At 49.9% G+C, this 25,701-nt stretch carries 21 protein-coding genes; 9 read left to right on the forward strand and 12 right to left on the reverse strand.

Features of this window, described 5'->3' with window-relative positions; translation table 11 throughout:
• Positions 1-18: 18 nt before the first annotated feature.
• Positions 19-2,433, reverse strand: a complete 2,415-nt coding sequence (locus SH451x_RS19470; protein WP_479358718.1) for a serine/threonine protein kinase — start codon at positions 2,431-2,433, stop codon at positions 19-21.
• Between the two features lie 383 nt (positions 2,434-2,816).
• On the opposite strand from SH451x_RS19470, the gene SH451x_RS19475 reads away from it, so the two are divergent.
• On the forward strand, positions 2,817-4,487 hold the full coding sequence (locus tag SH451x_RS19475; RefSeq protein WP_479358719.1) for a peptide chain release factor 3: 1,671 nt from the start codon (positions 2,817-2,819) through the stop codon (positions 4,485-4,487).
• A gap of 46 nt (positions 4,488-4,533) precedes the next feature.
• Here SH451x_RS19475 and SH451x_RS19480 read toward each other — a convergent pair whose 3' ends face one another.
• Complete coding sequence (locus SH451x_RS19480) at positions 4,534-5,703, reverse strand: zinc-dependent alcohol dehydrogenase (protein WP_479358721.1); 1,170 nt, start codon at positions 5,701-5,703, stop codon at positions 4,534-4,536.
• 472 nt (positions 5,704-6,175) lie between these two features.
• The gene (locus tag SH451x_RS19485; RefSeq protein WP_479358722.1) at positions 6,176-6,988 is read right to left on the reverse strand and encodes a transglutaminase-like domain-containing protein; all 813 of its coding nucleotides are present in this window, start codon (positions 6,986-6,988) and stop codon (positions 6,176-6,178) included.
• 202 nt (positions 6,989-7,190) lie between these two features.
• On the opposite strand from SH451x_RS19485, the gene SH451x_RS19490 reads away from it, so the two are divergent.
• From SH451x_RS19490 to SH451x_RS19510, 5 genes are all read left to right on the forward strand, one after another.
• The gene (locus SH451x_RS19490) at positions 7,191-7,667 is read left to right on the forward strand and encodes a gamma-glutamylcyclotransferase family protein (protein WP_479358723.1); all 477 of its coding nucleotides are present in this window, start codon (positions 7,191-7,193) and stop codon (positions 7,665-7,667) included.
• Positions 7,668-7,989: 322 nt separating this feature from the next.
• A complete protein-coding gene (locus SH451x_RS19495) occupies positions 7,990-8,406 on the forward strand; it encodes a hypothetical protein (protein WP_479358724.1) in 417 nt (138 codons plus the stop codon).
• 76 nt (positions 8,407-8,482) lie between these two features.
• Complete coding sequence (locus tag SH451x_RS19500) at positions 8,483-8,722, forward strand: BON domain-containing protein (protein ID WP_479358725.1); 240 nt, start codon at positions 8,483-8,485, stop codon at positions 8,720-8,722.
• A gap of 47 nt (positions 8,723-8,769) precedes the next feature.
• Entirely contained in the window at positions 8,770-8,967 is a 198-nt protein-coding gene (locus SH451x_RS19505) for a YheU family protein (RefSeq protein WP_479358726.1), read from the forward strand.
• A 221-nt stretch (positions 8,968-9,188) separates the two neighbouring features.
• Complete coding sequence (locus tag SH451x_RS19510; RefSeq protein ID WP_479358727.1) at positions 9,189-9,377, forward strand: DUF1328 family protein; 189 nt, start codon at positions 9,189-9,191, stop codon at positions 9,375-9,377.
• Between the two features lie 71 nt (positions 9,378-9,448).
• On the opposite strand, the gene SH451x_RS19515 is transcribed toward SH451x_RS19510, so the two are convergent.
• A complete protein-coding gene (locus tag SH451x_RS19515) occupies positions 9,449-9,997 on the reverse strand; it encodes a general stress protein (RefSeq protein WP_479358728.1) in 549 nt (182 codons plus the stop codon).
• A 452-nt stretch (positions 9,998-10,449) separates the two neighbouring features.
• Here SH451x_RS19515 and SH451x_RS19520 point away from each other — a divergent pair, with 452 nt between their 5' ends.
• Both SH451x_RS19520 and SH451x_RS19525 read left to right on the forward strand, forming a co-directional pair.
• On the forward strand, positions 10,450-10,956 hold the full coding sequence (locus SH451x_RS19520; protein ID WP_479358729.1) for a GNAT family N-acetyltransferase: 507 nt from the start codon (positions 10,450-10,452) through the stop codon (positions 10,954-10,956).
• A 135-nt stretch (positions 10,957-11,091) separates the two neighbouring features.
• On the forward strand, positions 11,092-11,469 hold the full coding sequence (locus SH451x_RS19525) for a DUF3127 domain-containing protein (protein ID WP_479358730.1): 378 nt from the start codon (positions 11,092-11,094) through the stop codon (positions 11,467-11,469).
• 38 nt (positions 11,470-11,507) lie between these two features.
• On the opposite strand, the gene fliW is transcribed toward SH451x_RS19525, so the two are convergent.
• The 4 genes from fliW to SH451x_RS19545 all read right to left on the reverse strand — a co-directional run bounded on the left by fliW (position 11,508) and on the right by SH451x_RS19545 (position 16,286).
• Entirely contained in the window at positions 11,508-11,969 is a 462-nt protein-coding gene (fliW, locus tag SH451x_RS19530) for a flagellar assembly protein FliW (RefSeq protein ID WP_479358731.1), read from the reverse strand.
• A 105-nt stretch (positions 11,970-12,074) separates the two neighbouring features.
• A complete protein-coding gene (locus SH451x_RS19535) occupies positions 12,075-14,057 on the reverse strand; it encodes a flagellin N-terminal helical domain-containing protein (RefSeq protein WP_479358733.1) in 1,983 nt (660 codons plus the stop codon).
• 2 nt (positions 14,058-14,059) lie between these two features.
• A complete protein-coding gene (gene flgK / locus SH451x_RS19540; RefSeq protein ID WP_479358735.1) occupies positions 14,060-15,760 on the reverse strand; it encodes a flagellar hook-associated protein FlgK in 1,701 nt (566 codons plus the stop codon).
• Between the two features lie 13 nt (positions 15,761-15,773).
• Positions 15,774-16,286 (reverse strand): hypothetical protein, encoded by a 513-nt coding sequence (locus SH451x_RS19545; RefSeq protein WP_479358736.1) that lies wholly within the window; start codon positions 16,284-16,286, stop codon positions 15,774-15,776.
• A 359-nt stretch (positions 16,287-16,645) separates the two neighbouring features.
• Between SH451x_RS19545 and SH451x_RS19550 the strand changes: the two genes are divergently transcribed.
• A complete protein-coding gene (locus SH451x_RS19550; RefSeq protein WP_479358738.1) occupies positions 16,646-18,481 on the forward strand; it encodes a phosphoenolpyruvate carboxykinase (GTP) in 1,836 nt (611 codons plus the stop codon).
• A 24-nt stretch (positions 18,482-18,505) separates the two neighbouring features.
• Here the strand turns inward: SH451x_RS19550 and SH451x_RS19555 are convergent, their stop codons facing one another.
• From SH451x_RS19555 to SH451x_RS19570, 4 genes are all read right to left on the reverse strand, one after another.
• Positions 18,506-19,720, reverse strand: a complete 1,215-nt coding sequence (locus SH451x_RS19555; RefSeq protein ID WP_479358739.1) for an amino acid aminotransferase — start codon at positions 19,718-19,720, stop codon at positions 18,506-18,508.
• Positions 19,689-21,872: a hypothetical protein gene (locus SH451x_RS19560; protein ID WP_479358740.1), complete on the reverse strand. Its 2,184-nt coding sequence runs from the start codon at positions 21,870-21,872 to the stop codon at positions 19,689-19,691. Before SH451x_RS19560 ends, SH451x_RS19555 begins: the two co-directional genes overlap by 32 nt.
• A 35-nt stretch (positions 21,873-21,907) precedes the next feature.
• Positions 21,908-22,300: an ATP synthase F1 subunit epsilon gene (gene atpC / locus SH451x_RS19565; RefSeq protein WP_479358741.1), complete on the reverse strand. Its 393-nt coding sequence runs from the start codon at positions 22,298-22,300 to the stop codon at positions 21,908-21,910.
• 191 nt (positions 22,301-22,491) lie between these two features.
• Positions 22,492-25,545 (reverse strand): secretin N-terminal domain-containing protein, encoded by a 3,054-nt coding sequence (locus SH451x_RS19570; RefSeq protein WP_479358742.1) that lies wholly within the window; start codon positions 25,543-25,545, stop codon positions 22,492-22,494.
• Positions 25,546-25,701: the final 156 nt, after the last annotated feature.

A 25,701-nucleotide genomic window follows, 5' to 3' on the forward strand; every position in this document is an offset into this window, starting at 1 on the left:
AATCGATTCGTCTGAGGGCTAGTCGCGGGAAACAGTCGCAAGTTTTGGATCTGGCAGTCCCTGCCACAACACAATGTCTTTGTTATCCGGTGCCGTTACCAGGATTTCTTTGAAACGGGCCTTCGAATCCCAAGTAGAAAGCCCAACTCTCCCACGCGCAGGAGTTGCATAGACGGCATCGAAAAGCAACTTGCCATTGAGATAACTTTGACTCTTTGCACCCCGAACTTTAATTTTGATGTCGTACCACTCATTTTGCTTGATCTTCGTTTTATCATCCACAGCTTGGAAGTACTTGTTGTCTCGAGACCACTTATCATTGACGACAGTCGCCAAGTCATGCCCTGTGTTTCCATAAGAGCCGAAAGCTAGGCCAACGTAATCACCATTCGTATTTTGATGAAAAATCACGTTGAAACCTTGACTACCGCCTTCTGTTCTTGCACGCACGTAGATGTCATATTCCGACCACGACGGATCTCCAAAAAGTATAGATGAAAGTCCGCGAAACACGTCAAGCTGCAACAGAGTTTGTTTACTTTCAAATTCCTGGATACCCCAATTACCGGTGCCGAGAATCGTGATTTCATTTGCGATTTGCAACGTGTCGGTCTTTTGTTTTCGCAGCTCAAAAACCCCAGAATTCTGAGACTCGTCCTGCCATCGAAATTCAATTCGATCACCCGATTCATCTCGAACTAGCTTTCCGAAGTTGTCTGCGCCAACTGTCCCGCTAACACGCGTTACATTCCGAGCCAGCCAACTGACTTCGTTTCCTTTAACTGTACCAGCGACTAGGCGTTCGATTCTATCACCTACGTTGAATCTCGCTTCAAAGCTCTCACCTGTTCTCGAGAGAACGACCAGCTTTAAATTTCCTTCAGTATCAGTCCAGACAGATCCTGCTTCGAATGGCGTCTCAACAAAACTCACAGAGGCTTGAGGAGCGTCTACCGACAGCCCTTCATGTGAGACATTTTGATTTGGTGAATTCGAAATGGCCGTCGATTCTGGTGGTGCATAACGAACAGTCAGGCTAGTAGCCTCATTCGGTCTGATGGTAACTTTTTCGCCTTGGACCAGAATTCCTTCCACGAAAATGTTTAATCGGTGTTCTCCAGGTTCGATACTGATTTCAGCTCGATTTTCATTTTGGTTCCAAGTAACTGTCACCTTCTTTCCGTCAACGGTTGCCTCGCCGTCTGCGGGCATGCCCTCAATGACAATCGTCCCGTCTGGTGTATTGACGGTTAGAATTCCTCCTAGCCAAGCGATCAAGATGGCTATGGTCAGCATAACAACTCCGACGCCAATATAATTCCTATATCGGCCCGCCACCGAACTGCTCTTGGGCTTCGATTTAGGCATCTGAACTGAAGGTCTGCTGTTCCTTGGCTCGCTTAGCAACCTACCAAGACCAATATTCCCTGCGTGGGAAGGGTCTGATGCTGCGTCTGCGGCAACAACTGCTGATTTGCTGTTCGGAGCAGTTCTAAGGTAGCTATCAAGGGCTTGCGCCAAATCATTTGCCGATTGAAACCGGTGTGCGCAGTCTCTACGCGTGGCATCATAAAAAATCTTGTCTAAGTCTGAGTCGATTTCCTCGCGAACCGTAGATGGTAAAGCGGGTTGGGTCGATAGTATTTGTGCGTAAATTTGTGTTACACTACCCTGAAACGGTCGGCGACCAACGAGTAGCTCAAAAAGCATTATTCCTAAGCTGTAAACGTCTGATGGAGGCCCTATCTTTTCGTTTTCTCCCAGTAGTTGCTCAGGAGACATGTACGCTGGCGTGCCAAGTACTGCTCCTGTAGCAGTTAGCGGGGCATCGTCATGGTCTATCAGACGCGCAAGCCCGAAGTCCATAATCACGAAATCTCGATCCTTCTTGATCATAATGTTCGCTGGCTTAAGATCGCGATGGATGATTCCTTGCGAATGAGCGAATTGCACCGCTGTAGCAATGCGTTTGATCAGTTGACAGGCTGTACGGGGCTCAATTGCTCCTCGAGCTTTTACGATTTCATAAAGCGATTTGCCTTCGACAAAGGCCATCGTTAGGTACAACCGTCCGTTGTGTTCTCCAATATCGAAAACACGGCAGATATTCGGATGATCTAGTTTAGCTGCGAGTTTAGCTTCACGTCTAAATCGCTCCAAAAATGCGGCTTTTTCAACGCCGGTAAAATGAGGCAACTTGAGCGCAACGCGGCGATCCAGTTCGGAGTCATGAGCCAAAAAAACCGCGCCCATTCCTCCTTCGCCTAGCTTCTTAAGCAATCGATAACGGCCAAATTCGATTGGCAAATTCGCATTTGCTGAACCGGGCGCTTCGGTCGGCGTTGTAGTGAGGTCGCCGATACTTAGCGTATTCACTTGGTCACCGTTTTCTTTTAATCTTGCTTCTTCATGGCGAAACGGTTGGGATGGCATAAGTCGCCTCAGCTTGGTGTAATTGTTGGTCAATCTAATGTAACGAAGACCATTGCTGTCAATGTTGCAGTCTCAAATCAATTTACTTCCGTACGATAATATATCGACGTTGCCTGTATTCGGCTGGGCCTTCGCATTTTTCCGACTTTCAGGCCCATGCCGCTGCATTTCGTTTAGCGGCCTCGCGTTTGTGACGTCTGATGGCGATGGCACGGCCCGTTCGGGCACGCGGTTCAACGAACAACTCCGTCGTTGCTGGCTTTGCGATTGAAGAAATGTTGATTATGACCGATTATAGCTGCTGATTGTTCATGAACATGTAGGACGACGTTTGCCAGCGGTCCGACAATGATTCCTTTAGTCAAGTAGGATCAGCCAAACTAATGAATGCGTTACCAGTGGGGGCAGATGAATCCGTTGAACTTCAACGACAACGGCGAAGGACGTTTGCCATTATTTCGCACCCCGACGCCGGAAAAACGACCCTCACCGAAAAACTTTTGCTCTACGGCGGATCCATCGAAGTTGCAGGAGCCGTCCGCGGTCGGAAAACCCAACGTGCAGCGACATCCGACTGGATGGAACTTGAAAAGCAACGGGGTATCTCTGTTAGCTCAACTGTGCTGAGTTTCGAGTTTGCCGGATGCCAAATTAATCTGCTGGATACGCCCGGTCACCATGACTTTAGCGAAGACACGTACCGTACGCTGATGGCAGCGGATGCAGCTGTGATGGTAATTGATTTAGCCAAAGGCATTGAAGCACAGACGGAAAAACTCTTCAAAGTTTGTGCACTTCGGAAAATTCCCGTCATCACGTTCGTCAACAAAGTCGATCGGCCTGGTCGTTCGCCGCTCGAAATCATAACGGAAGTCGAGCAAAAGTTTTCGATTGAACCGGTTCCGCAGAATTGGCCCTTGGGTAGTGGCGTAGATTTTCGAGGGTTTGTCGACCTCAATAATAATAACGTTCACCTTTTCAACGATCGAACCGGCAACCGTCGATCCGAAGCATCGATCCGCAGCTGGCAAGACTTTGAATTTGAAAGCGAAGACCATGCACCGGCCACACCGGGAAATGACATGGCTCACGGAATAGCCGAGACGTTGGTGGAAACAACGCGTGAAGAAATCGACCTCGTTCGATTTGCAGGTGCAACGCTTGAACCAGAGCGATACCGTCGCGGCGAGCAAACACCAATTTATTTTGGAAGCGCCTTAACAAACTGTGGTGTTGAGCACTTCTTGCGTGGTTTTCTTGAGCTTTGCCCAGTTCCAGGCGAACGTGCGAGCAATCGGGGACTTGTACAAGCGAACTTACCTGAATTCTCAGGGTTTATCTTTAAGATCCAAGCTAATCTAGACCCCCGACATCGCGATCGCGTAGCGTTTCTGCGAATTTGTACAGGCAAATTTCAACGCGACATGGAGGTTACAATTGCCCGGACCGAAAAGCGGTTAAGACTTCCTAGAGCGCTCCGCATTTTTGGTAAGGATCGCGAGACAATGGACGAAGCTTATCCCGGGGATATCATTGGCCTTGTCTGCCCAGGTGAATTTCGTTTAGGGGACACGTTATGCCAAGAAACTCTGATTCAGTACGAACCATTACCTCAATTTTCTCCCGAGTTTTTTGCCATCCTGAATTGCCCGGACACATCGCGCCGCAAACAGTTTGACCGAGGTATCGAGCAACTCACCGAGGAAGGTGCAATTCAAATCTTTCACGACGATTCAACGAAGCGCCGTGAAATGATTCTCGCTGCTGTTGGTGAACTACAGTTCGATGTCATCCGATTCCGATTAGAAACTGAGTATAACGCGACGACGACGATTAGCTGGCGGCCTTACAAAATGGCCCGTTGGTTCAACGTTAGCGCTGAAGAGAAAAAGAACCTTAAGCTTCCGTACTCGGCCAAGCTAGTAAAAGATCATCTAGGACACGACGCGATACTGATGGAATCCGAATGGGATGCCAAACTGTTGGAGCGTGAAAATCCTAAAGTGCAGTTCCATTCCATTCGGACCGCAAACTTCGATCCGGTAACAGTTTGAAGAGGAACGGTACTGCACGGCGACTGTCCTCGAAGCAAATCCTTCGTTAGGGAACTAGCACAACTTTAATGCAACCGTCCTTCTTGTCACGAAACTTTTCATAAGCGGCTGGAGCATTTTCAAGCGGTTCTTTGTGCGTAATTACAAACGAGGGATCAATTGCACCCTCTTCGATCTTACGCATTAATGGTTCCATGTACCGCTGCATATGGGTCTGTCCCATTTTCATCTGCAAACCCTTATTAATTGCCGTGCCAAATTGCAGACTGACGCTGCTGAAGTAGACGCCTGGAATCGACACTTTCCCTCCTTTACGGCAGCACTTGAAAATTTCGTTAAGCACATGAGGTCGGTCGCTACCCAGATGCAACGCAGTTTTCGCATCATCCACTGCTGATGTGATCGTGCTAGCCGCATGGTTTTCTGCCCCGACAGCGTCGATACAGCAGTCAGGGCCTCGACCAGATGTCATCTCTTGTAACGTCTCATAGACATCTTGCTCCACAAAATTGATGACTTCGGCCTTGCCCTTGAGTTTCGCCATCTCCAACCGCTCGGGCACACAATCGATTGCGATCACTCGCTCGGCCCCTAACATCCAAGCGCTTTGAATACAAAACTGTGCGACGGGGCCACATCCCCAAATTGCAACCGTATCCCCAGGCTCAATGTCACAATTTTCGGCAGCCATGTATCCGGTTGGAAAAATATCTGACAGAAAAAGCACCTGTTCGTCGGCGAGCCCATCAGGAACTTTAATTGGGCCATTATCAGCATACGGCACTCTTAGATATTCGGCTTGCCCACCCGGGTAGCCACCTAACATATGAGTGTACCCGAACAATCCCGATGGCGAGTGTCCCATCATTTTAATCGCTTGGTCGGCATTTCGGTTCGATTTGTCGCAAAGCGAATATAAGGTTTTCTCGCAGAAAAAGCAGTGCCCGCAAGACATAGTGAAGGGAACGACGACTCGATCCCCTTTGCTTAGGTTGGTTACGCCTTTGCCAACTTCTACAACTTCACCCATCGGTTCATGCCCGATAATATCGCCAGCCTTCATGGCCGGGGCAGCGCCCGCGAGCAAATGGAGGTCTGACCCACAGATACCGGATGCTGTGATTCGAATTATGATGTCTCGAGCATCCTCGATGACAGGATCGGGCACATTGTCGACGCGCATATCATTGCGACCATGCCAGCAAACAGCTTTCATAATGCATACTCTCTGAAATAAATGGAGACAGTTGCCGCGCACAGTAGGAGCACGAAACATCTAGGACGTAATTGCTTGGTCGTCCATTGCAACTGACATACCAGCGGGTCCGTTTCACGGTCGATAGCATGGTCTAAAAACTATAGTGGCAGAATGTGATGCCAAAGTTTGCAACTGGTGAACGGTGAGAAGTCGATCGTAGACTCTGCTAGGAACTATCACAAAGTCGCAACAGCAATTCGACCTGCGTGGTGCTGAGAACCTCCTAACAGACCTTAAAAATGTGAGGGCGGAGCATCTGAGACTGAACCCATCCATCACAGTCCAGCAAAATCATGTAAGAGCCCTGCAAATCATGGGAGGTTCAAAGCTCTTTGCAGACTCAGGCGTCGAAGCTTCTGCGCAAGAACAAAGTGGTTGGATTTGAGTAGTCGTGCACTACGCTTTTCACATCACTCCAGTGCTCAAAACACTAGCTGCTCAAAACGTTGGTCCAAACTCGGAATGACTCTAACTTGTTGCGACCAAACGTAGTCGTTAGCGCGACATCAGCCGCGTCTCTACCGCGTGCCATAAGCGTGCGCCCAATACGAGGCGTATTATTGCGTGCGTCAACGGGATACCAGCGACCGCCCAAATAGACTTCAAACCAAGCGCTAAAATCCATCGGTGAGGCAGAGAAGGGCACGCCGATGTCACCTAAATATCCAGTGCAATATCTTGCCGGGATATTTAAACAGCGACAAAAGGTAATCGCTAAATGCATGTAATCGCGACAAACTCCTGTCTTTTCACGATAAGCATCGAGTGCCGTCCGCGTCGAACTAGCCTTCATATAATCGAAACGGAGATGATTGTGAACAAAGTCGCAAATTCCTTGCACCAGCGGCCAACCGGCAGGTAAGTGGCCGAATAGCTCCCAAGCAATCTCTTTTAACTCCCCGTCAACTTCGCAATAGCGGCTGGCCAATAGAAACAACAAAACGTCGTTTGGCAGATCCTGAGGACTTGATTGCCTGGCGCCGATACCAAGTTCGTCTGGTTTACCGCTATCTTCAACCATTGCGTTGCTGATAAACTTCACCCGGCCAGCGTTGACATAGATTCGACCGCACCGATTGCCGTAAATGTCTAAATAACGGGTTTCGGAGACATACGGTAGGATTTGCAATACCTCCGAGCCTCTTACTTTGGCATCGAGCGATGGATGTAGATAGAGCATCAAGGCCAGTGCGGTAGGCTCTGGAAACGAGAACTCCATTTCAAATCCAAGTTGGATTAACATGAACTGGACCTTTGTTATTTTTTAAGTTTTCCGCCTGACGCCTGTCAAGGATAGATGTCTTGTACGTAAGATGCAAACGCAGAATGACCGCAAGCGACCGCTTTACCAACAAACAACCAAGATTTGACCAGACACTTTTGCCGTGCCGTACATAGCAAGATCTGCTCACCAATCACAAATTACAAATCAGAAACGCTAATCGATGAACGAAGACGTGTGGTACTTCGCATATGGTAGCAACCTTTCGCTTGAGCAAATGCAAAGTCGGACGGGCAGTTTGGGATACTATCAAGCAGCTCGATTGGCTGATTACGCATTTCGATTTCAAAAGCTGAACGGATCGTCAGAGGTTTACGCCAACATTGTTCCCAGCGCGGGTAGCTCCGTACACGGCATCATCTACCAGTGCAGTCCTGCTTCGATGCAAATGCTAGATCTATTTGAAGGTGTTGGCGACGACTGCTATCGGCGGTTGGCTGTAGTGGTTACCACTGGTCAAGGTAGCTCCGTTGCAGCCGTCGCGTACGTCGGCGGAAGCGCGTTTTCCCTTGAATCGGCAGCACCGAGCGATGGTTACCTATCGATCATTCTTAACGGCGCGCGGGAACATAACTTCTGCGTCGACTACATTGAACGGTCGTTTCGTCCTGCAACGGCAAATGATATCGTCGCAATCTAACAGTTTTCACTTGCGTATCACGGGCATATACCTTACAAATAAGATTGTCAAGAGCTGGCCTGTAGCAATCTGCTGCCATCATTGCTTCGAGTACCTACCGATTCAAGATGGTTGCTAACCAAACTGTTTCCAGTGGCTTTTCCGCTCGAATTATCCCGTCTAGCCCGACGTCGCTCTTGATTCAGCCGAGACCATTCGCTGAATTTCCAACGCTCTATGGTCCGCAGTTGGCGATCTAAGTTCGCTCGCCAAATTCTTTCCCTGTTGGTTTTGTCGCAGAGTTTAACTGCGATTTCTTCGACTCAAGTAGATCGATGTTTGCATGACAAGCGTTATAGCTCATCCGCTCTCCGTGCTCGTACCGCGTTATGTTCTACGGGCAGGCACAAATCGCATCGGCCCTGCCATGGCAGAATCGACTATGGTTTCCGCGACGTACGCATTCACCGATAAACGCGCATACGACCTGTTTTCGGCGGGGAACGAAGTCAACGCAACGCCCTATCCACTTGTTAAGCAGTTCCTCCGCGATGTGATCAACAACGAAAATGGAATCTTACAACTTGCTGTTATTGATGCGACAAGTCCCGACGATTCTCTTCTCTTCGCCGTCCCTCTAACGACACTGCTGGAAGCTATGCAAGCGAGTTTACAGCAGGTCGGGATAACGCATCACTTAGCTCGAGATAACAATGCTCCCGTCTATAACATCGTTGAGGTTTCGAAGCCTGCCACGTGATAGCCAGCAGGCCTCGCTCGCAGTTAATCCTGCTAAAGATTGCCGTCTCTTAAAATTCTTTTTGAAGGTGATGATGATGGACAAAAATATATCCGACAAAACGTTGCTCCAACAAGTTCAACGCAAAATGATGCAGAAGGGCGCGAGCTCTGGAAAAATCACAGCTACTGTGCGCGGTGGAGACGCAACGATCACTGGATCGATTCGCTATGAGCACGAACGGAAAGCTATCTTGCGCAGTGTTTCTGCTGTTGATGGGATACGACGTGTGATTGATCAGATCCGTTTGGAAGAACATAAACGGCCGACCAACTGAGTGTGATTTTGCCCATCTGTGGTAGAGCACCGGCAAGTACTATAAATATGGAAATTCCTTACAAAGAATTAGCCGCGAGTACTTTGAACGCGATCATTGAAGAGTTCGTAACCCGTGACGGCACTGATCATTCTGTCGTCGAATTGCGGATTGCATCAGTGATGAAACAGCTAGAAGCTGGAGTTCTATCAATCCATTACGACGGCGAAAGTTGTAACATCACGTCCGCAACTAAGCGGTCCTAGCCTGCAGGCAGATCGCTGTGCACGTCCCTTACCAAGAGGGCACCCTTGCGCCTCAATGGTCGACAAACAAGCAACTTGTACGTTTCCGAACCAATCAAGAGTGGATGCTTCGCGAAGCTTGGGAGAACGAGTGCAAGTAGCACTGCGTTTTGGACGATGGAATGAGATCTGCGGTTCTCGAGCGAAACAAGTTTTGTTTATCTCAATCGGAGGAAAGCCCCATGGATCTTTTAACGTTCGCCATCATTGCCATTGTCGTCTCGCTGATCGCTGGAGCTCTCGGCTTTTCTGGGATTGCAGGCGCTTCCGCGGCTGCCGCAAAGATAGCGTTTGGCATCTTTCTCATAATCGCAATTGTGCTCTTCCTCATGGTAATGTTAGGCATCGGGGCGGGAGCAGCGGCATTGTAGAAGCCGCTTTCACGAATAACCTATCTGCACGGCATCATGCATGTTACATCGCCGTGCACGATCGAGCCTAATTAAAGCTCACGAGGATCGTGAGGAACATTACCGCTCTGGTTCTCGTAGTCGTAACCGTTGTACTGTTTTAGGATCTGCCGAGCGTTCGCGGCAGCAACGCCTTCGGCGCGTACGGTAATGATTGTACGACCTTGCTCAAACTCTGATTGGTAGTAGTTTGCTTGTTCCTCGGGAATACCCATTCCGATGAGAGCTCCCACTAGTCCCCCAGCCGCTGCAGTTCCGACTGCGCTTGCTGCGACGGCAGCTAACGCACCACCGGCGATTACCGGCCCAATTGCGGGAAGCATTCCACCAATAATACCGAGCCCCCATAAGGCTCCGACTCCTAATCCGGTGGTGGCACCAATTGTAGCTCCTTCATCAGCTTTGTTGCCATCCATTTGTTCTTGATAGGTTCCCTCATGATCGACCGACACGACGCCGATTTGGTTATCGGCAAATCCGGCAGTTTTCAGTCCGCGAACAGCTTGCTGCGCTTCTTCATGAGAGTTGAACGCGCCGATCACAGTCTCTCCGCTCAAATTCGCTGTATCATTCATCGCCATTTTTTGTTCTCCGCAAAGGTTGTAAACTGATCTGCCCAAAGGTAGCAGTCTTAACGCAACGCATGATTCGTGCCGTGATATCGCGAAATGGGCTCGCAAATCATGCGAGTTTTCCCCTCACCGTCCTTACGCGTATCGCAGATTCCCTAACAAACTTTTACTCTTATTCTTGCAATCCAGTCGGCCTCAACTGTCGCGGTTTGATAGGTTCTTTTTAGACATTTAGACGTCAATCGGCTGACCGTAAATCTTGAAAGTACGGAACCGAGCCTGCCACTGAGTTATTAGGAGCACCGCAATAATCCGCTGGGCGAGGGCGTTTTCGTGGGCTTCCAGCTGGGATTTTGCAATACGAATCGATCTGGTAATCTTTTCGTGTAAAATTCGTGCGAACCGAGTTCATGAATCGGTGAGTAAGAAGCTAACTTCTCGTTAAACAAGGTTTTTTGAGATTGTCGGAAAGTATTATTGGTGAAAAAACAGGAAGGCCGGACCATGAAGCGGTGGAAATTCGGTCCGCTTCGTTAGATGATTTACCTGGCATTCAAGGGTTGCTAAAACCTTATGTCGTAGCGCGTAAGTTGCTGAAGCGTACCAGAAACGAGATGATGGGTTTGGTTGCAAACGGCTTCGTCGCCTCGGTGGACCTCGGTGATGGCACGCAAAAAATTGTGGGTTTTTCGGCGGTAGAGATCTACTCACGCAAGTTAGCTGAAATTCAATGCTTGGCTGTTCACGAGGCATTTCAGGGGCAGGGGCTGGGTTCAAAGCTTGTCCAGAAATGCGTGGAGCGAGCACGAGAGAAAGGTGTTCTGGAAGTGCTTGCGATCAGCGCTTCCGAGAGCATGTTTCGTGCTTTAGGCTTCGACTATTCCTTGCCCGACCAAAAAAGAGCTTTGTTCTTTCAGCTCAAATCGAGAGAGGACATGTACAACGAACTTCCCGACGATGACACTTAGTAAAGCTCTGACGACCGCTTTTCGAGTTTGAACGGCGGTCTGATCATCACCCGGTTGAATTTTTATGAGCCGGAAACTAAAAACACGACCTTTCCGATTCCACCAGCCAACATAAAAAACATTCAGGCAGCGTTTATGAGTGATTCGAAGATCAGCGGAGTTGTCCACTTAATTGAAGACACCAAAAGTTTTGGCGCCAAAGGATTTCGAAAGCGACTTGTCGTTCTCGAACAGGACAACGGGCGTTTCGTAAACTATATTCCTGTTGAGTTCTTGCAGGACAGTTGCGATGCAGTTGATAGCTTGAACGTTGGTGATCAAGTCACTGTCAGCTATCGTTTAACGGGTCGAAAATGGCAGCGAGACCCGCAGAGCGAAGTAAAGTTCTTTCTGTCGGCAGAAGCATTCTCATTTGAGCTTGTCGGCGGCGGTGCTAAGCCTGCCGCGAAACAAGACCCTAACGATGCTTTTGATGAAGCAAGCGCTGACGACGGCGAAGATGTGCCGTTTTAGTATGATCAATGCTGTATTGAATTCGCATCACATTCGCATTACGCAGCCTGCCGCGAAACATGAACGCTGCTGCTTTGTTTCCGCGAGATCTTTCCGATCGGCAACGCTAGAACCTGTGCATCGGTTGTTATGATTTGCACAGCAATCTGCCGTGTCGCGTTTAACAAGATCGGACTCTTGAGATTTGCGGTTAGCAATTCCTTGTCACGGCTTACGACACTAAGCACGTACATGGAATCGGTCGGTCGCAGGTGCAAATGGGAGAGATCGCGTTTGGACACATGGACTCTGTAGTCGGGATCAAACCGGCGAGGCGACACAACGGGCACAGCGACGTGAGCGAGTGCAATCGACTGTAGCCAAGCAATACCTTCGTTGTTCGGATTGGACAACAGCACCCAGTGCCGCGACGATTCAAATCCAATCAGGCCGTGAGGCATCAGGATGATGTCGTTTTGTTCGATGTTCAATAAGCCGAACCGGCTGGACGTAATTTGCATGGCTTCACCATCGGGTAAGCTTGGTCGTACTGAAGTGGCACTTGAAGGTGCCATCGTTATTATCGACACAGATTACCAGTGGACTTATGACAAATCGGCAATTCTCTAGATATAGTTGAAAAGCGTCGAGCTATTCATGTCTGCTAGCAATCGTAACGAAGCTTGATAGGCCGTTTGCCGCGCGTTCAATTCGGCAATGGCTGCCGCGAAATCGGTGTCTAGAAGATTGGATTGATCGGCTGCAGCTTGTATTTTCTGGTCTTCAGTCGTATCGATCAGCGAATCAATCTTTTGCTGAAACACCCCGATTTGTCCACGTATTGCGCTCACCCGAGAAATATCTTCGTCCAACATCGAACTGATGCGTTCGATTTCGCCAGCATTGCCGCTTTGCACCGCATCGCGGAGTCGGAGCAGCGAGTTGAATAGCCCTTTTACTTCTTGCGGATTGGGATCTACGCCCGTGATTTGATAGTTCCCCAGGCCGTCAATGTTTGCGATCACTTCTGTCTCGCCTGCAGGCACCAATCCTAGTCCCGTTGCCGCTTGCGACCCGCCCGCATTTCGAATACGGATCGGCTCGCTGACGACGGGAAGAAGTGCGGGTACAGAAGAAAGTACGATTCCATTTCCGCGAGGATTCAGTGCCGCGGTAACCCTGGAATTGGGATTCTGATTATCCACATGTGTATTAATCTTGGACAGCACATTGTTAACGGTCACTGCCCCCTCGAGGTTGACTCTTAAGACAGTACCGTCGTTTCGGACTATTTCCAAATCGCTGTTAGGCCCAGAAAAGATGCCCTGACCGTGATTCAAGTCTGCTAATCGCACATCGCCATGAAACGTTTTCAAGCCAAGTCGAGTTGCCAGATCTCCATTTAATTCGGAAATAGAAAAGTCAGCACCGCTCAACGTCGATTTAACTTGCATTCCTCGACCATCTGGAGTGATCTCAGCTTTGACGTGCGCACCGGAGTTGTTGATTTTGATCAACATATCTTCGACAGTGGTTGCGCCTGCGAAATCCACTGAATATGTTTTGCTGCCTTGGTGGATGCGGATACCGCCCAAAGGACTGAAACCTGCGCCGGCATTCAAGTCAGAGAGAAGGGTGCTCTTTTCAACCGTTGGATCTAGATCTAAGCCCTCGATTGGCAACACGGGCGCAGCCACCGTTGTCTCAATCCCCAAATCTGCCGCAGTCCGACCAGCCCCAACACTAGTGACTCGCAGAATCCCGCCTGCGTTATCTGCGTAATTGATCTCGATGTTGCTCCCATTCACGACAGCAGAGATATCGCGCCCGTTGATCTGCACAGCATTGATTTTGGTGATGATATCATCCAGTCGATAGGTGTTTGCCAGATCGATAACGACTTGATTGCTGCCATCCGAAAATTGAATGGCGCCGGGACTAATGCCAGCCCCGCCATTCAACTGCGAAAGCCTCACTCCTTGGGACAACGCCGGATTCAAGTCTACTGAGCCGACGACACCTTGCGAATTCACACCAAAGGCGGCGGTGCTGGGCACGCTGTGCGCAATCAGGGTGTCTTGGGCTCCGACCGTCTGTAGCGTTAAATCATCACCGTTGAAGACGACTCCTTGTGAATCCAACGTAAAGGGGGCGGAGCGCACGAGACCGCCGCCATAGATATAACGATCTTGAAACTGCGAATTCCCCAGTGTCAGCAAACGGTTGATTTGATCTTCAAGCTGGAAGGCCAGCGCATCACGATCCGCTTCGTTGGTAAGGTTCGTGACTGCTTCTAAAGCCAAGCCTTTCACGCTGTTGAGCAACTCGCTTGCTGATGATAGCGACGATTCGGTAACGGAAAGATAGCTGTTAGCGGAATTTAGGTTGGTCAGTCGCTGTGATTGGTTCTCTTGCATACGTTGCAGCGCAAGAACTCGGATGGCTGCAGCAGGATCTTCGCTGGGTTTTGTAAATCTCTGACCACTTGCAAGCTGAGTCTGCAAGTGGTTCATCGCTATTTGGTCGTATTGCAGTTGCGATAGCGAACGCATGCGATTGAGCGAATCGCTTATACGTCCCGCGACTATCGGATAAAATGTATTTGACATTTTTAGACCATCGCTACTAGAGTTTCTAACAGCTCACTGGCAACTGAAACGACGCGTGAGCTCGCTTGAAAAGCACGTTGATACAGCAACATTTTTGCCGCTTCTTCATCAAGATTAACTCCGGTGATACCAAGATGCCGGGCTTCCAGTGTGTTGTAGAAGTTTTGTAGCCCTTCCGTCGTAGTCAATTGACTGTCGATATGCTGCGCTGTTCGGGCGATCATACCTTCGTAGACTTCTTGAATACTTTGGCCGTCAAATTGTTGTAGCGAATCGGTGAAGGCGGCGGACAGGGCAAGCGCATTTCGCGAACCTGCTCCGATACCATCCAAACTGATTGCAAGCAGCCGAGGCTCTTTCAAAAGTTCACTTCGAACTGCAAAATTGGATGCGTCCGATCCCGTAAAAAAGGTATTGATCCCTAAGGCAGATAAAGCACCTGAGCTATCATCGGCAAAGGAGAACGTTATCGCTTCCGATTCACTGTTGATTTTTAGCTTGCCGTCATTTCCAATCACGGCTCTAAGCCCGTTGATGCCATCTAGACGCGCGGCAATTTGAGATGCGGTTGTATCGGAGGCATCACCGAGTTGCCGCACAGGAATTTCGAATTGTTTGGTGGTGCCAGTAGCCGCGTCGGTCACGTTGACTTTAAACGAGCCATTGTCAATCGTAAGATTCTTTGCGGCCTGTTCCAGCGGTGCCGTGAGGTTGGTTAAGACAGTATCTCCAGTGACTGAGTTAAAGCCAATCGCTCCTTGGCCTTGTGAATGGATGCGGTTGATTACGCCCTTCACGTTTTGAGTGAAACCATCAAGTTCAGCTCGAAAGTCGCCTATCACACTCGATCGCTGCTCATATAAGCCTCGCAACTTGCCGCCCGTCACTTGCAGTGGTGCATCCGTGTCAAGCAGCCTGATCTCGGTAGGCATGCTAGAGTCGGCGTCGTTTGCAGAAACCTTGACATTGCGAGACAACCCGTCAGACACTAGATAGTCACCGCCTACGATGACTGTGACGGACCCATTTCCTTGTTCGGTGGCATCGAAGTTGATTATATCGGCAAGCTCGGTGAGCCGCTGCAGCCGCTCGTCTCGCAAACCGACGGCATCAGAGTTGGAAAGGCTGCCACCTTCAATTTCGACGATACGCCGGTTGAGGTCTGCGATGCTCTTGGTGAGCCGATTGATTTCATTTGAGGCAGATGCGATCTCTTGTGATGCCCTCAAGTTGATCTGGTCTGTCTTCTTGCTCAAATCATTAATTGCACTTGCCAGCTCTTGGCCTCGTTGCAACGTCAAAGCTCGGTTGGCGTTGCTCTGCGGGTTATTTGCCATATCCTGCAGCGAATTGCTGAAACGACTTAATGCCGAGGAGATATCGTTGTCTCCCATCTCGTTTAATGCATCTTGCAGACCCTGAAGCCCGACGCTCAGCGTTTGCTGATAAGTCAGTTGACTTTGCGTCTCGCGCAGTCGATCAGCGACGAAGTAGTCGACTTGTTGTTGAACGCCAACTGCCACGACGCCTTGGCTAACAACCGAGCCGCCATAACGATAGCCTGGACCAGGGGCCTGGATCAACTGCTGGCGTATATAGCCTGGCGTATTCGCGTTGGAAATATTGTTTCCAACGACTTGTAGTCCTAGCTGTCCGACGCGGAGGGCGTTTGCCGATTGTTGTATTGAACTGAATAGTGACATTTTGGCAACTTATCTAAGCGGTCGAATCGAGCACGAACCCGCCCTGAAATGCATCTTGTTCGTTGGTTGCGTAAGTAGCCGGTTGGCGATTACCGCTACGTACGATGAAGAGCAATTCTTCTGCAAAGCGAGATGTTTGCGTGCAAGCGATCCACTGCGATACGCACTGCTTCTTTAGTCGACCAATGCGAGACTCGAGTCGGTTGAGCCGTATAGACAAAAGACGCTGACTGTCATCAGTTGGATCCGTGAGTATTTCTTGAATGGAACGGACCGATTGGCTTGCGAGCAATGCTTTGCGTTCAGACATCAGCGACTGCAGGTCGGCGACGATCGGTCCGCCCAGATCGGCGGCCAACAATAGTTCCTCAGCGTCAGCGCGAATGGCTAAAGCCTGGAAATCAATCATCCATGCTTCCCATTTCCCCAGTAGACGATCTGCAGCATTGCACCAGTTTTCAATCCAGAGCCGGACAGTTCCAACATGCCTTCCAGAGACAATCGCCGCGGAATCGAGTTTAGCCATTGTTCTCTCGTAATGCTGCGGTGTTTAGTAGCAGTGTGCAAGCGGCGGACAATCCGTCGTATTTGATGCTGTGGATCCGACAGATACGTCAAAAGTTGCCGGTTTCCCTTACAAATGCCGCTGTTCGGCATTTCGACTCATCTATCCTATCGGTCGATCCAGCCGCTACATTCAGCAAAAATTCCTTGATCGTTAGACTTTAACGGTCTTGCTGATCCAATATCCAGCGTGGGAACTTCCAAGACTGTGTTCCAAATGGACCCGCGATTGCTTTAGAATTCTCACCATTCAAACGGTGCCACCGCATTTGGTTACGTGGCAGACCAAGTACAACTATTCGCCTCAGACTGTTCCAAAAAATGAGCACTCATCATCCTGAAGCCCCGCAACTACAACGCACCGCAATTCCGGTTCAAAACAAATCCCTGCTACGGTGGGTCGATAGCGTCGCTGAACTATGCTTGCCCGCGGAAGTTCGCTGGTGCGACGGCTCGGATGCCGAGTGGAAAGAAATGTGCGATCTGTTAGTCGAATCGGGTACTTTCACTCCACTGAACGCAGAAAAACACCCGAATTCCTATCTGGCTCGCACCGACCCTGGTGACGTCGCCCGAGTGGAAGAAAGGACGTTTATCTGCTCCGCTAGAGAGCCAGATGCTGGTCCTACAAACAATTGGATGCACCCGAACGACATGCGAGCTACGTTGCATGAAAAGTTTTCTGGCTGCATGCAGGGTCGCACGTTGTACGTCGTCCCATTCTGCATGGGACCTTTAAACAGTCCTCTTGCGCTGATTGGTGTCGAGCTTACCGATTCGCCTTACGTGGTTGCGAATATGAAAATCATGTGCCACATGGGCACACGTGTGCTGGAAAAACTGGGACACGACGGCACATTCCTTCAGTGTCTACATTCTGTTGGACAACCGCTTGAAGCTGGCCGGAAAGATTCCAGCTGGCCATGTAATGATGAGAAGTACATTGTTCACTTCCCTGAATCTCGCGAAGTTTGGAGTTATGGCAGCGGTTATGGTGGGAACGCGCTGCTTGGAAAAAAATGTGTAGCGCTTCGACTTGCCACAGCCATTGCGAGAGACGCCGGTTGGCTGGCCGAGCACATGTTGATTATGGGCATTGAAGCCCCGGATGGCCGAAAGAGTTACGTCACCGCTGCTTTTCCCAGCGCTTGCGGTAAAACTAATCTTGCGATGCTTCAACCCCCGCCTGCTCATGCCGCGCAAGGTTGGAAGACAACGTTGGTCGGAGATGACATTGCATGGTTATGGCCTGGCAAAACTGGAAAACTACATGCTATCAATCCAGAGACCGGTTTCTTTGGCGTTGCCCCTGGGACTTCGTGGCAGTCAAACCCAGGTGCTATGCATGCTTTGAGCAAGAACACAATTTTCACGAATGTGGCACTGACGGACGATAAGTGCGTTTGGTGGGAGGGGCTGAGCGAGCCTCCAGCGCACCTAATTGACTGGAAAGGTAACGATTGGACTCCCGAGTCAAAACAACCGGCTGCGCACCCGAACTCTCGCTTTACGGCTCCGGCGCAGCAATGCCCAAATATTGACCCGAACTGGCAAAACCCGGAGGGCGTACCAATCGACGCAATCATCTTTGGTGGACGGCGTCCTTCGACGCTGCCATTGATCTTCCAAGCTTTCGATTGGACCCATGGCGTATTCTTAGGTGCAACTCAAGGTTCTGAAACAACCGCCGCAGCGGCAGGAACTGTCGGGAAGGTTCGCCGCGATCCGATGGCCATGCTTCCTTTTTGCGGCTACCACATGGGCGACTATTTTGCTCACTGGCTAGAAATGCGAACTCGAATCAAGCATCTTCCGAGAATTTTTCACGTAAACTGGTTCCGCAAATCCAACGACGGTCGTTATGTGTGGCCGGGATATTGTGAAAATCTCCGAGTCTTAGAATGGATCGTGCAACGATGCCAAGGTCGAATCAGCGGCCATGAAACACCCATCGGCTGGATACCGCATTGGGAAGATTTCAATACGGAAGGACTCGAAAATTTCGACCGTTCTCTATTTGAACAAGCGATGCATTTCGACCGAGCGGAATGGCTTGCTGAGTTTCTCGGCCAAAGCGAATTCTTTTTGAGCCTGTACCACAAAATGCCAAAAGAACTCATGTGTCAGCGTGAGTTACTAATGGCACGTTTGGCTTAGGGTCGAGTGTCAACGTTGCACAAATTAAACGGCCGCGGCCGTTTTGCCAACTTCAGCGATGCACTCCGCTATCGAATCACAAAGATAGCCCATCGTTTTGGCTGCCATGCCTGCAACGTTCAAACGACCAGTTCCTAGAATATAAATGCCTTTGTTCTTCTTGAGCCAAGCAGCATGTTCAGCTTGCAAGCCGGAATATGAAAACATGCCTTTCTGGTTCAGCAAGAAGCTAAAGTCTTGCTTGACTCCAGCTCCAGTCATACCCTCGACGAAGCTTTTTCGCATTTGGTCAATTCGTGATCGCATTGCGTCAACTTCCGAACTCCATTGGCTCTTCAATTTTGCATCGGCGAGTATCTCCGCCACGATCGCAGCTCCATGTCGCGGCGGGTTCGAGTAATTAGCTCGCACAACCTGTTTCGCCTGAGAAAGAGTCGCTTCCGCAGACTTTTGATCTTCACAAACGAATAAGGCGGCCCCTACGCGTTCACTATAGAGTCCAAAGTTCTTCGAAAACGACGCGCAGACAATAGCCTCGGGTGCATTTGCTAATATTTTCTTTAGTCCAACACTGTCCTCGGCAAGCCCGTCTCCAAAACCTTGATATGCAAAGTCAATGAGAGGCAACATTCCGATGGAACCAATCGCATTTGCAATTTCATCCCACTGCGAAATCGTTGGATCGATGCCGGTCGGGTTGTGGCAACAAGCGTGCAAACAAATAATGTCGCCACGAGCTGCATTGTTTCGTAAAAACTGCACCATCGCGTCGACGTCAGCCGACACTCGGTCCGCCCCCAGGTAAGGATGAACTTCGACATTCAGTCCCGCAGTTTCGAAAATTGAGCGATGATTCGCCCAGGTAGGATCGCTGATCCAAACTCGCTTGCTAGGCGAAAACTTTCCTAATACATCGCCCGCGATCCGAAGTGCTCCGGTCCCTCCTGGACTCTGCACAGTGGCAACTCGCTCTGCCTGAAAGTCGTCACCTAACGACAGCTTTGATACCAACTTTGTATAGGCAGCCAAACCATCAATGCCCAAATAGCCTTTACTTTTTTCGTTGGCGAGCAGATTGGCTTCCGCGGCTTTTACCGATGCGAGAACAGGCGTGTCACCATTTTCGTCCTTAAACACGCCAACGGTTAGATTGACTTTATTCTCACGTGCGTCTTTCTGAAATTCTTCTGAAAGGCCAAGAATAGAATCAGGCGGCGCGACTGGCAGCTTCTCGAACATAGTACTTAAGTAGGAAATAGAGGAAGGTAATAAGGAAAACGGTTACCGAGATCATTGTTCCGATTCGCAGCCCCGGCGTAAGGTATGACAATTTAACATGCTGCACCTGCGAGGGAAGATGCACCTGCAAGAGATAATCGTCTCGCAAAACTATACGAGAGCCAATTTCTACGCCTGTCTCCAACGTCCAGCCCCCATCCTGCAACACCGGCAATACAATTTCGCCTCCTTGATTCCCTTCGGATGCAAGACGAATTGACTCATCCAAAAGTTCGACGTTCACCAAAAAATCGCCAGAGGCTGGAATCGTAGCTGGTTGCAAATGAACAACCTGCGGTTGGAAGTCTTGATAAAACGAGGGTTCGACTGACAACTGCGCGGTTAAACTTCGAGAGCCCTGCAACAAGTGCAGTTTTCCGTATGCATGACGCATTTGGAACGCCGCCACGTCGTCTGGCCTTTGGGGGCTAGACCTGAATTCATCTGCTTCAGGATCAAGCACGCTCGGCGGCGAAAAATAGACTGGGATATTCGACGTTTCTGTCTGCCATACAAAGTCGGCGACGGGTGCATCCGAAAGGCTTTGAGGCCCCGTTGTTGCGACAAGTTGGCTCGCAAGAAAAGTCACTTGGCACAAACAAATTATCTCTATCAACGGCCCTCGCCAAGCCTGTAGTGTATTTCGCAATGGGCCCCTCAAAAGCATCCAACATCCGAAAAACGACATGGCAGTGGTCACACTGGATTTACCAACCAGTTGTGCACACTCTGCGAAATCAAACGCACCGCAAAGCAGATCCTGAGGCACAGTTAGATTTGAAAGAAACGCAGATCTTCCAAAGGGCGTGACAATCACAAGTGTGGTAACAAAGAGGACGAGATTAAAGGATCCAAAAAATACTAGCGAACGGCACAGCATCTCTCTCATCCGACTCCTGCGCAGAGCAGCCTGAACTGCTAGTCCACCCAGCAAGCACAACGCGAGCGTAAATATGACGCACCACTTCATCGGATATCGAAAACTGTCGTAGAAGGGAAGGTAACATAACAAACGATAAAAGAAAAAACTTGAACCAAGAGACGCCCATAGCGCCAGGACGCACACGATTGCCAGGTGCCTGGTTTTCTGCGATTTCCTTATCAAAGCCGGTGAGATGAAAGTCCCCGCCACGACTATCGCCGACAGGTGCATCGACGCGACCCACATCGGCGAACGATTTAACGCAGCGATCCAACGCGTGTGAGTAAACGTGTAACTTCCGTTTACATTTGGGACCAGCCAAGTAAACAAATCGGCGAATTGCAACACATATCGATCTGAAACGCCTGACCGAAGAAAGCTTCCATTGCTTGCACCAGAGATTGCCCAATAATAAGTTGGCACAACCTGAACCGCGCAGATCCCAACTGCAAGCAGTACTAGAATCCCTACCGTTGCTGTGGACTTGAAGCTTGCAATCCATTCGCTTCGACTCTCACTTCCAGCCGTGTGTACTAGACCAAGTGCAAAGGCGACAATTCCAAGGTTGTAAGGCAACTGAAAATCACCACCTACAATCATGGCAGATATTGAAACAACTAACGCTAATTGCCACTTCCATTTGGATCTTCGAGAATGCCCCGTGAAAATCAGGTAGTAGAGGCTGCCAAAAGACAATGGCAGCCATGCAGCGGAAAACAGGTAGGGTGGATTGTAGATCTGGAAGAAAGTACAGCCGCCAAGTGCGTACGCGCTCGCAGCGACGGATGCTGCAAACGTCGACATTCGGAACGCGTAGCGACCAGAGAAATAACAGCAGAGCCAAGCAATCGCTAAATGAGTGGCGAGTAGGATGCCAATTCGACTTTCGATCGAAACAGACCTGAACGCCAAAATACTACGAAGTGGATAGAATATACCACTAGTTGGCTCCCCAATGATCGCGGCCCCAATCCTATCGAGGTAGTTGAACTGAGGTAGAAGCCAAGCCAAGCCCTCGCGCTGATCGAGATAGGTCCACAACGGATAGTAAAAATGCAAAGCGTCGCGGAAAGCAAGAATCTTTCCGTGGGCGATTAACGGCCAAAGAAGCCAGCCGCTGCAGAGTATGACGAGCACTACGCGAAGCAAGAAGTTTCGTTTCCGCCGCGTGTGGTAATGCGAATCGCGCACCGAACTACCTTTAGAAAGCCCGATGGCTTTTTATATCAGCTGGCAGCGATCTTCTTGCGTGCGCGAGCTCGTTCCACAGCTCGTTGCTTGATAGACGCCAACGCCGGTTGGCTAGACGGGAGAGCTAAAGCATGACGCAGTTCTTCCTCTGCTTCGGTCGTATTGATCTTCGCCGGGTCCTGCATGCGGTCCGTCAAAACCGCCACCGATTCACGTGTGACCTGCACAAAACCACCGTCAACGTAGTAGCTCTTCACAGTCCCATTGATCGAGACCCGCATCACTCCATATCCCAGCCGACCAATCATCGGGGCGTGGCCGTGCAGAATTCCCATCTCTCCATCATAAAGTGGGAGCGTGACTGAATCGACCATGACGTTCAATTCAGTTTTTTCAGGGGTTGTGAGCGTGCAACGAAGTTGGCTCATAATCTCGATAGCAAAATTGTAGGAAAACTTGACTTGGGAGGATTCTCTCGGGCGAAGGACTAGACTCCACACACCCGTTTACTTGATACAGATCATAATCGATCCCGCCAACTTTTCACAGTCCGCCAACGATGTTGCGGCAAAGTGTACCAAATCGACGTTTTTCTCTCGATCTTCTGACGGAACTCCTGCTAATTGTTGCCAGGACCTCTTCCGCCGCGACGTCCACCGCCATTGCCGCCGCCATTTGGATTTCCACCATTGGGATTGGCCGCCTCACCGTTAGGATTTGGCTGCTGATTGTTGGTTTGCGGAGCCGCGTTCAACATAGCTTGGAGGGCTTTTTGCATTGAGCCGGACGAGTTGATCGGTAGCTGCGCAACAGACATGGAGCCCGACGGTTTGGCCGCCTCATCAAGCTGCTCGACCATTTTAACAATGAGTTCAAGCAAACTTTTTCCCTGGGCCGAAACGAGTACGGAATTCGTGACACGATCGACACCAAGTGAGAGCTTACCTTCAAATGCGAAATTAACCGCTCCATTTCTGACCACTTCTTCTTCGTCATCGCGTTTTTGTTCGCCACCTGCTTTCCCCCCGTTAGGCCCTTGGAACGCTTTATCATTGGAGCTCAACAAATCGCGGTAGGCATCTTTGATAGCGTCGACAATCGCTTCTGCTTTAGAATAGTTAACCTTAACCAGTTTCGTATATCGGAGGTCCCGGTCGGAGACTTTGGTAGGTGTATCCCAAAGCTGTATGAGTTCTTCAATCAGTTTTAATTGCTGTTCGCTTGCGTTACGAACGATCACCGTATTTGTGTCGTTGTCATACACAAAACGGACTTCGCGTTTCTTACTCAGTTGAGCGTCGTCTTTTTTGTCATCCTTGGGCGCGTAGTCATAAAAGTAGTAGCGCGTACGGCTGTCATTCTGTTCCGAATCATCAACGTCTTTGAAGTAATCCTTCAGGTTCAGCACAATCCAACTTGCACGCGTGTTCTTAATTGTAAACACAACATAGGGTCGCTTCGGAGGGGCGCGACGCAACATCATTTCTTCGAGCTGGTCGAGGGCGGCTGTGTCTTTACTGCTGAGCAGCAGGTTCCCGTTCTCGTCAAGCCTAATTGCAATAGAAGGAACAGTGGAATCTGACTGCGCCGCCACATTCTTGTTACTCTGCGACGTGCGAGTAGATGAGATAGATGAATCCTCAGGCGTTTCTGCTAACGTATCCGATTGAGGATCATTTTCTCCATTCGGAGCAGCAACAAATCGTTCTGTACCAACTTTATCGGAGATCCTTTTGTTTAATTCTGCCTCTGCCTTGGTGGTAGTCGTTGAGGAAGGTCGCTCGGGTTCAGCCGTTTCGGGTTCTTCTTCAGAATCCGGCTCGGGCGTTACCCCTGGCTGAAATTCGGCATCCCGAAACTCACCCTCCGCGGGCAGGATGAGCGGCGTATCCGACATCTGACTCCATTCTGCTTGCAATTCTTGCAGGTACTTCAGAGTTTCAGCCGATTTGCTCGCTTCGATAACACGCACCGTAGACTTAAACCCGCCGGCCGGTGGAATCTCTCCAAGCTTAATCAAAAGCTTGTTTACTTCTTCCCGTTCATTTTCGTTGGCCCAAACCAGAAGCTGATTGTCACGTGAGTTCGCTCCGACGCGAAAAGTATCAGTATTGCCTTTCTTCTTCTCATTTTGGTTGCGCCCATAATAGTAGTAGGCGAAACGGTCATTGTCGTCAGTCTTTTCTTCCTTTTCGACGCCCATTAAAAAGCGAACGGTGCCGGCGACTTCTTCAGCGTCTAATCGCCGAAGCTGAACTACATCGAACTGTCGAGCTGATCCGTCCAGGCGTTCAATTAGTTTGTTAATAGCATATTGATCGGCCAAGGACGCGTAAGCAATCACGGCCTTGTTTTCTTCGTCGACAATCAGTCGAGTTGTGGGCTCAAGCGCATCCAGTTCCATCAACGCTGCAACAAGCTGCTTGGGGTCGAGCGATGCCAACCGATATGTCTGCATTCTCGACTGCAGCGTTTGGACGCTATCAGCTGAATTACTGGGGACATCAATTCGCTTTACGAATGATTCTACTAGAGCCATTTTATCGGGCGGCGCATGGACAATGACGCTATTCTGTCGGGTATTTGCAACCAAGAACACTTCCCCTGGTTTGCGAGTCTTTGCACCGGCTCCACCCTGCTGCTGCATCTGTTGTTGCATCTGCTGCATTTGTTGTTGCATCTGCTGCTGCATCATCTGCATCTGCATCGGATCTGAAGCATTTGGCGTAGCACCTTTACTCTGTCCTAGAAACGTTTCGAGCTGGTCCTTCACTTCCACGGCGCGCACATATTGCAGTGGGAATTCGCGGGCTAGTTGACTGATAGCCAAGTTCGATTGCTCTTCAATCAAGAGCCGATTTATTTCAGCGAGTACGCCGGCTGCATCCATTGCTTCCAAACGATTTGTTGCAGTTAAGGAAGTTAGCTTGCCGTTGGAACTCATCAGACTTTTAAGCTCTTCAGCGATCTCTTCGGCTAACAAACTATTTAGCGAAAAAGACGTTCGAACAAAACGATTCGGCGGCAACGAATTGAGCTCGGAAGCGGGTACATGCGGGACCAACGATGGATTCACCGCGCTGGTTTTAACGACCATGAGAACATCGTCGATTTCTAGAATCGTGTAGCCGCGAAGCAAGAGCAGACGATTCACTAAATCCCTCGTCTCCACTAGAGTGAAAGGCCTCGTCGTCGCGATGTTGACATAGTCGCCGGGAAGCTCTTGCCAATCAAGCGACATGTTGGAAGCTTCGGATAGCCACCGCAACAGGTCTTGCCAAGGTTGGTTTCGAAAATTGAACTGGATCCGACCATCAGCATCCGGCGTTATGTTGAATTCTTTTTTATCCGGCGGAGCAGGGGGAGTTGCAGATCGAACCACAGGCTTGTTTGCGTCTGGCGTCCCTTCTCCTGCAGGCTGGCCGTTCGGTGGCGTTGCTCCAGGGGGAGCGCCTGGTTGTGCTCCCGGTGGCACATTTGGGGGAGCGCCTGGTTGACTAGGAGCTGCGTTAGGAACGGCAGTTGTCGCGTCTTCGCTTTGCATGACGACCGCGTCTTGGGCACAAACGAAATCGGGAACAAACGCCGATGCAAAAGCACATGCAATTGAGCCAGCAAGAAACGCTACTCTGATGTTTACACGATAAATACTTGGTCGTCCTGGACAGATCATCAATAAAGCCTCAGCATGGTCAAACAATTGGCCAACTCATTTTTTCTGCCGCACTTCAAATCAGGAAAGTTAACTCGACTGGCTTTTTCCTGATCATCTGCGCCCAAGGCAAGTCGGCAAAGCTAAAAGTTTTGCAACGCGACCTTGTCCACGTCA

This window comes from Njordella aestuarii (genome assembly GCF_056494165.1).

Bases quoted from the DNA above. Each gene is read 5' to 3' on its own strand.
- fliW (WP_479358731.1), bottom strand. From the start codon at position 11,969: ATGCAAATTACGTCCAGCCGGTTCGGCTTATTGAACATCGAACAAAAC.
- SH451x_RS19550 (WP_479358738.1), top strand. From the start codon at position 16,646: ATGAGCACTCATCATCCTGAAGCCCCGCAACTACAACGCACCGCAATT.
- SH451x_RS19510 (WP_479358727.1), top strand. From the start codon at position 9,189: ATGGATCTTTTAACGTTCGCCATCATTGCCATTGTCGTCTCGCTGATC.
- SH451x_RS19545 (WP_479358736.1), bottom strand. From the start codon at position 16,286: ATGGCTAAACTCGATTCCGCGGCGATTGTCTCTGGAAGGCATGTTGGA.
- SH451x_RS19485 (WP_479358722.1), bottom strand. From the start codon at position 6,988: ATGTTAATCCAACTTGGATTTGAAATGGAGTTCTCGTTTCCAGAGCCT.
- SH451x_RS19505 (WP_479358726.1), top strand. From the start codon at position 8,770: ATGGAAATTCCTTACAAAGAATTAGCCGCGAGTACTTTGAACGCGATC.
- SH451x_RS19570 (WP_479358742.1), bottom strand. From the start codon at position 25,545: ATGATCTGTCCAGGACGACCAAGTATTTATCGTGTAAACATCAGAGTA.
- SH451x_RS19555 (WP_479358739.1), bottom strand. From the start codon at position 19,720: ATGTTCGAGAAGCTGCCAGTCGCGCCGCCTGATTCTATTCTTGGCCTT.
- flgK (WP_479358735.1), bottom strand. From the start codon at position 15,760: ATGTCACTATTCAGTTCAATACAACAATCGGCAAACGCCCTCCGCGTC.
- SH451x_RS19490 (WP_479358723.1), top strand. From the start codon at position 7,191: ATGAACGAAGACGTGTGGTACTTCGCATATGGTAGCAACCTTTCGCTT.
- SH451x_RS19500 (WP_479358725.1), top strand. From the start codon at position 8,483: ATGGACAAAAATATATCCGACAAAACGTTGCTCCAACAAGTTCAACGC.
- SH451x_RS19525 (WP_479358730.1), top strand. From the start codon at position 11,092: ATGAGTGATTCGAAGATCAGCGGAGTTGTCCACTTAATTGAAGACACC.
- SH451x_RS19495 (WP_479358724.1), top strand. From the start codon at position 7,990: ATGACAAGCGTTATAGCTCATCCGCTCTCCGTGCTCGTACCGCGTTAT.
- SH451x_RS19535 (WP_479358733.1), bottom strand. From the start codon at position 14,057: ATGTCAAATACATTTTATCCGATAGTCGCGGGACGTATAAGCGATTCG.
- SH451x_RS19475 (WP_479358719.1), top strand. From the start codon at position 2,817: ATGAATGCGTTACCAGTGGGGGCAGATGAATCCGTTGAACTTCAACGA.
- SH451x_RS19515 (WP_479358728.1), bottom strand. From the start codon at position 9,997: ATGGCGATGAATGATACAGCGAATTTGAGCGGAGAGACTGTGATCGGC.
- atpC (WP_479358741.1), bottom strand. From the start codon at position 22,300: ATGAGCCAACTTCGTTGCACGCTCACAACCCCTGAAAAAACTGAATTG.
- SH451x_RS19480 (WP_479358721.1), bottom strand. From the start codon at position 5,703: ATGAAAGCTGTTTGCTGGCATGGTCGCAATGATATGCGCGTCGACAAT.
- SH451x_RS19470 (WP_479358718.1), bottom strand. From the start codon at position 2,433: ATGCCATCCCAACCGTTTCGCCATGAAGAAGCAAGATTAAAAGAAAAC.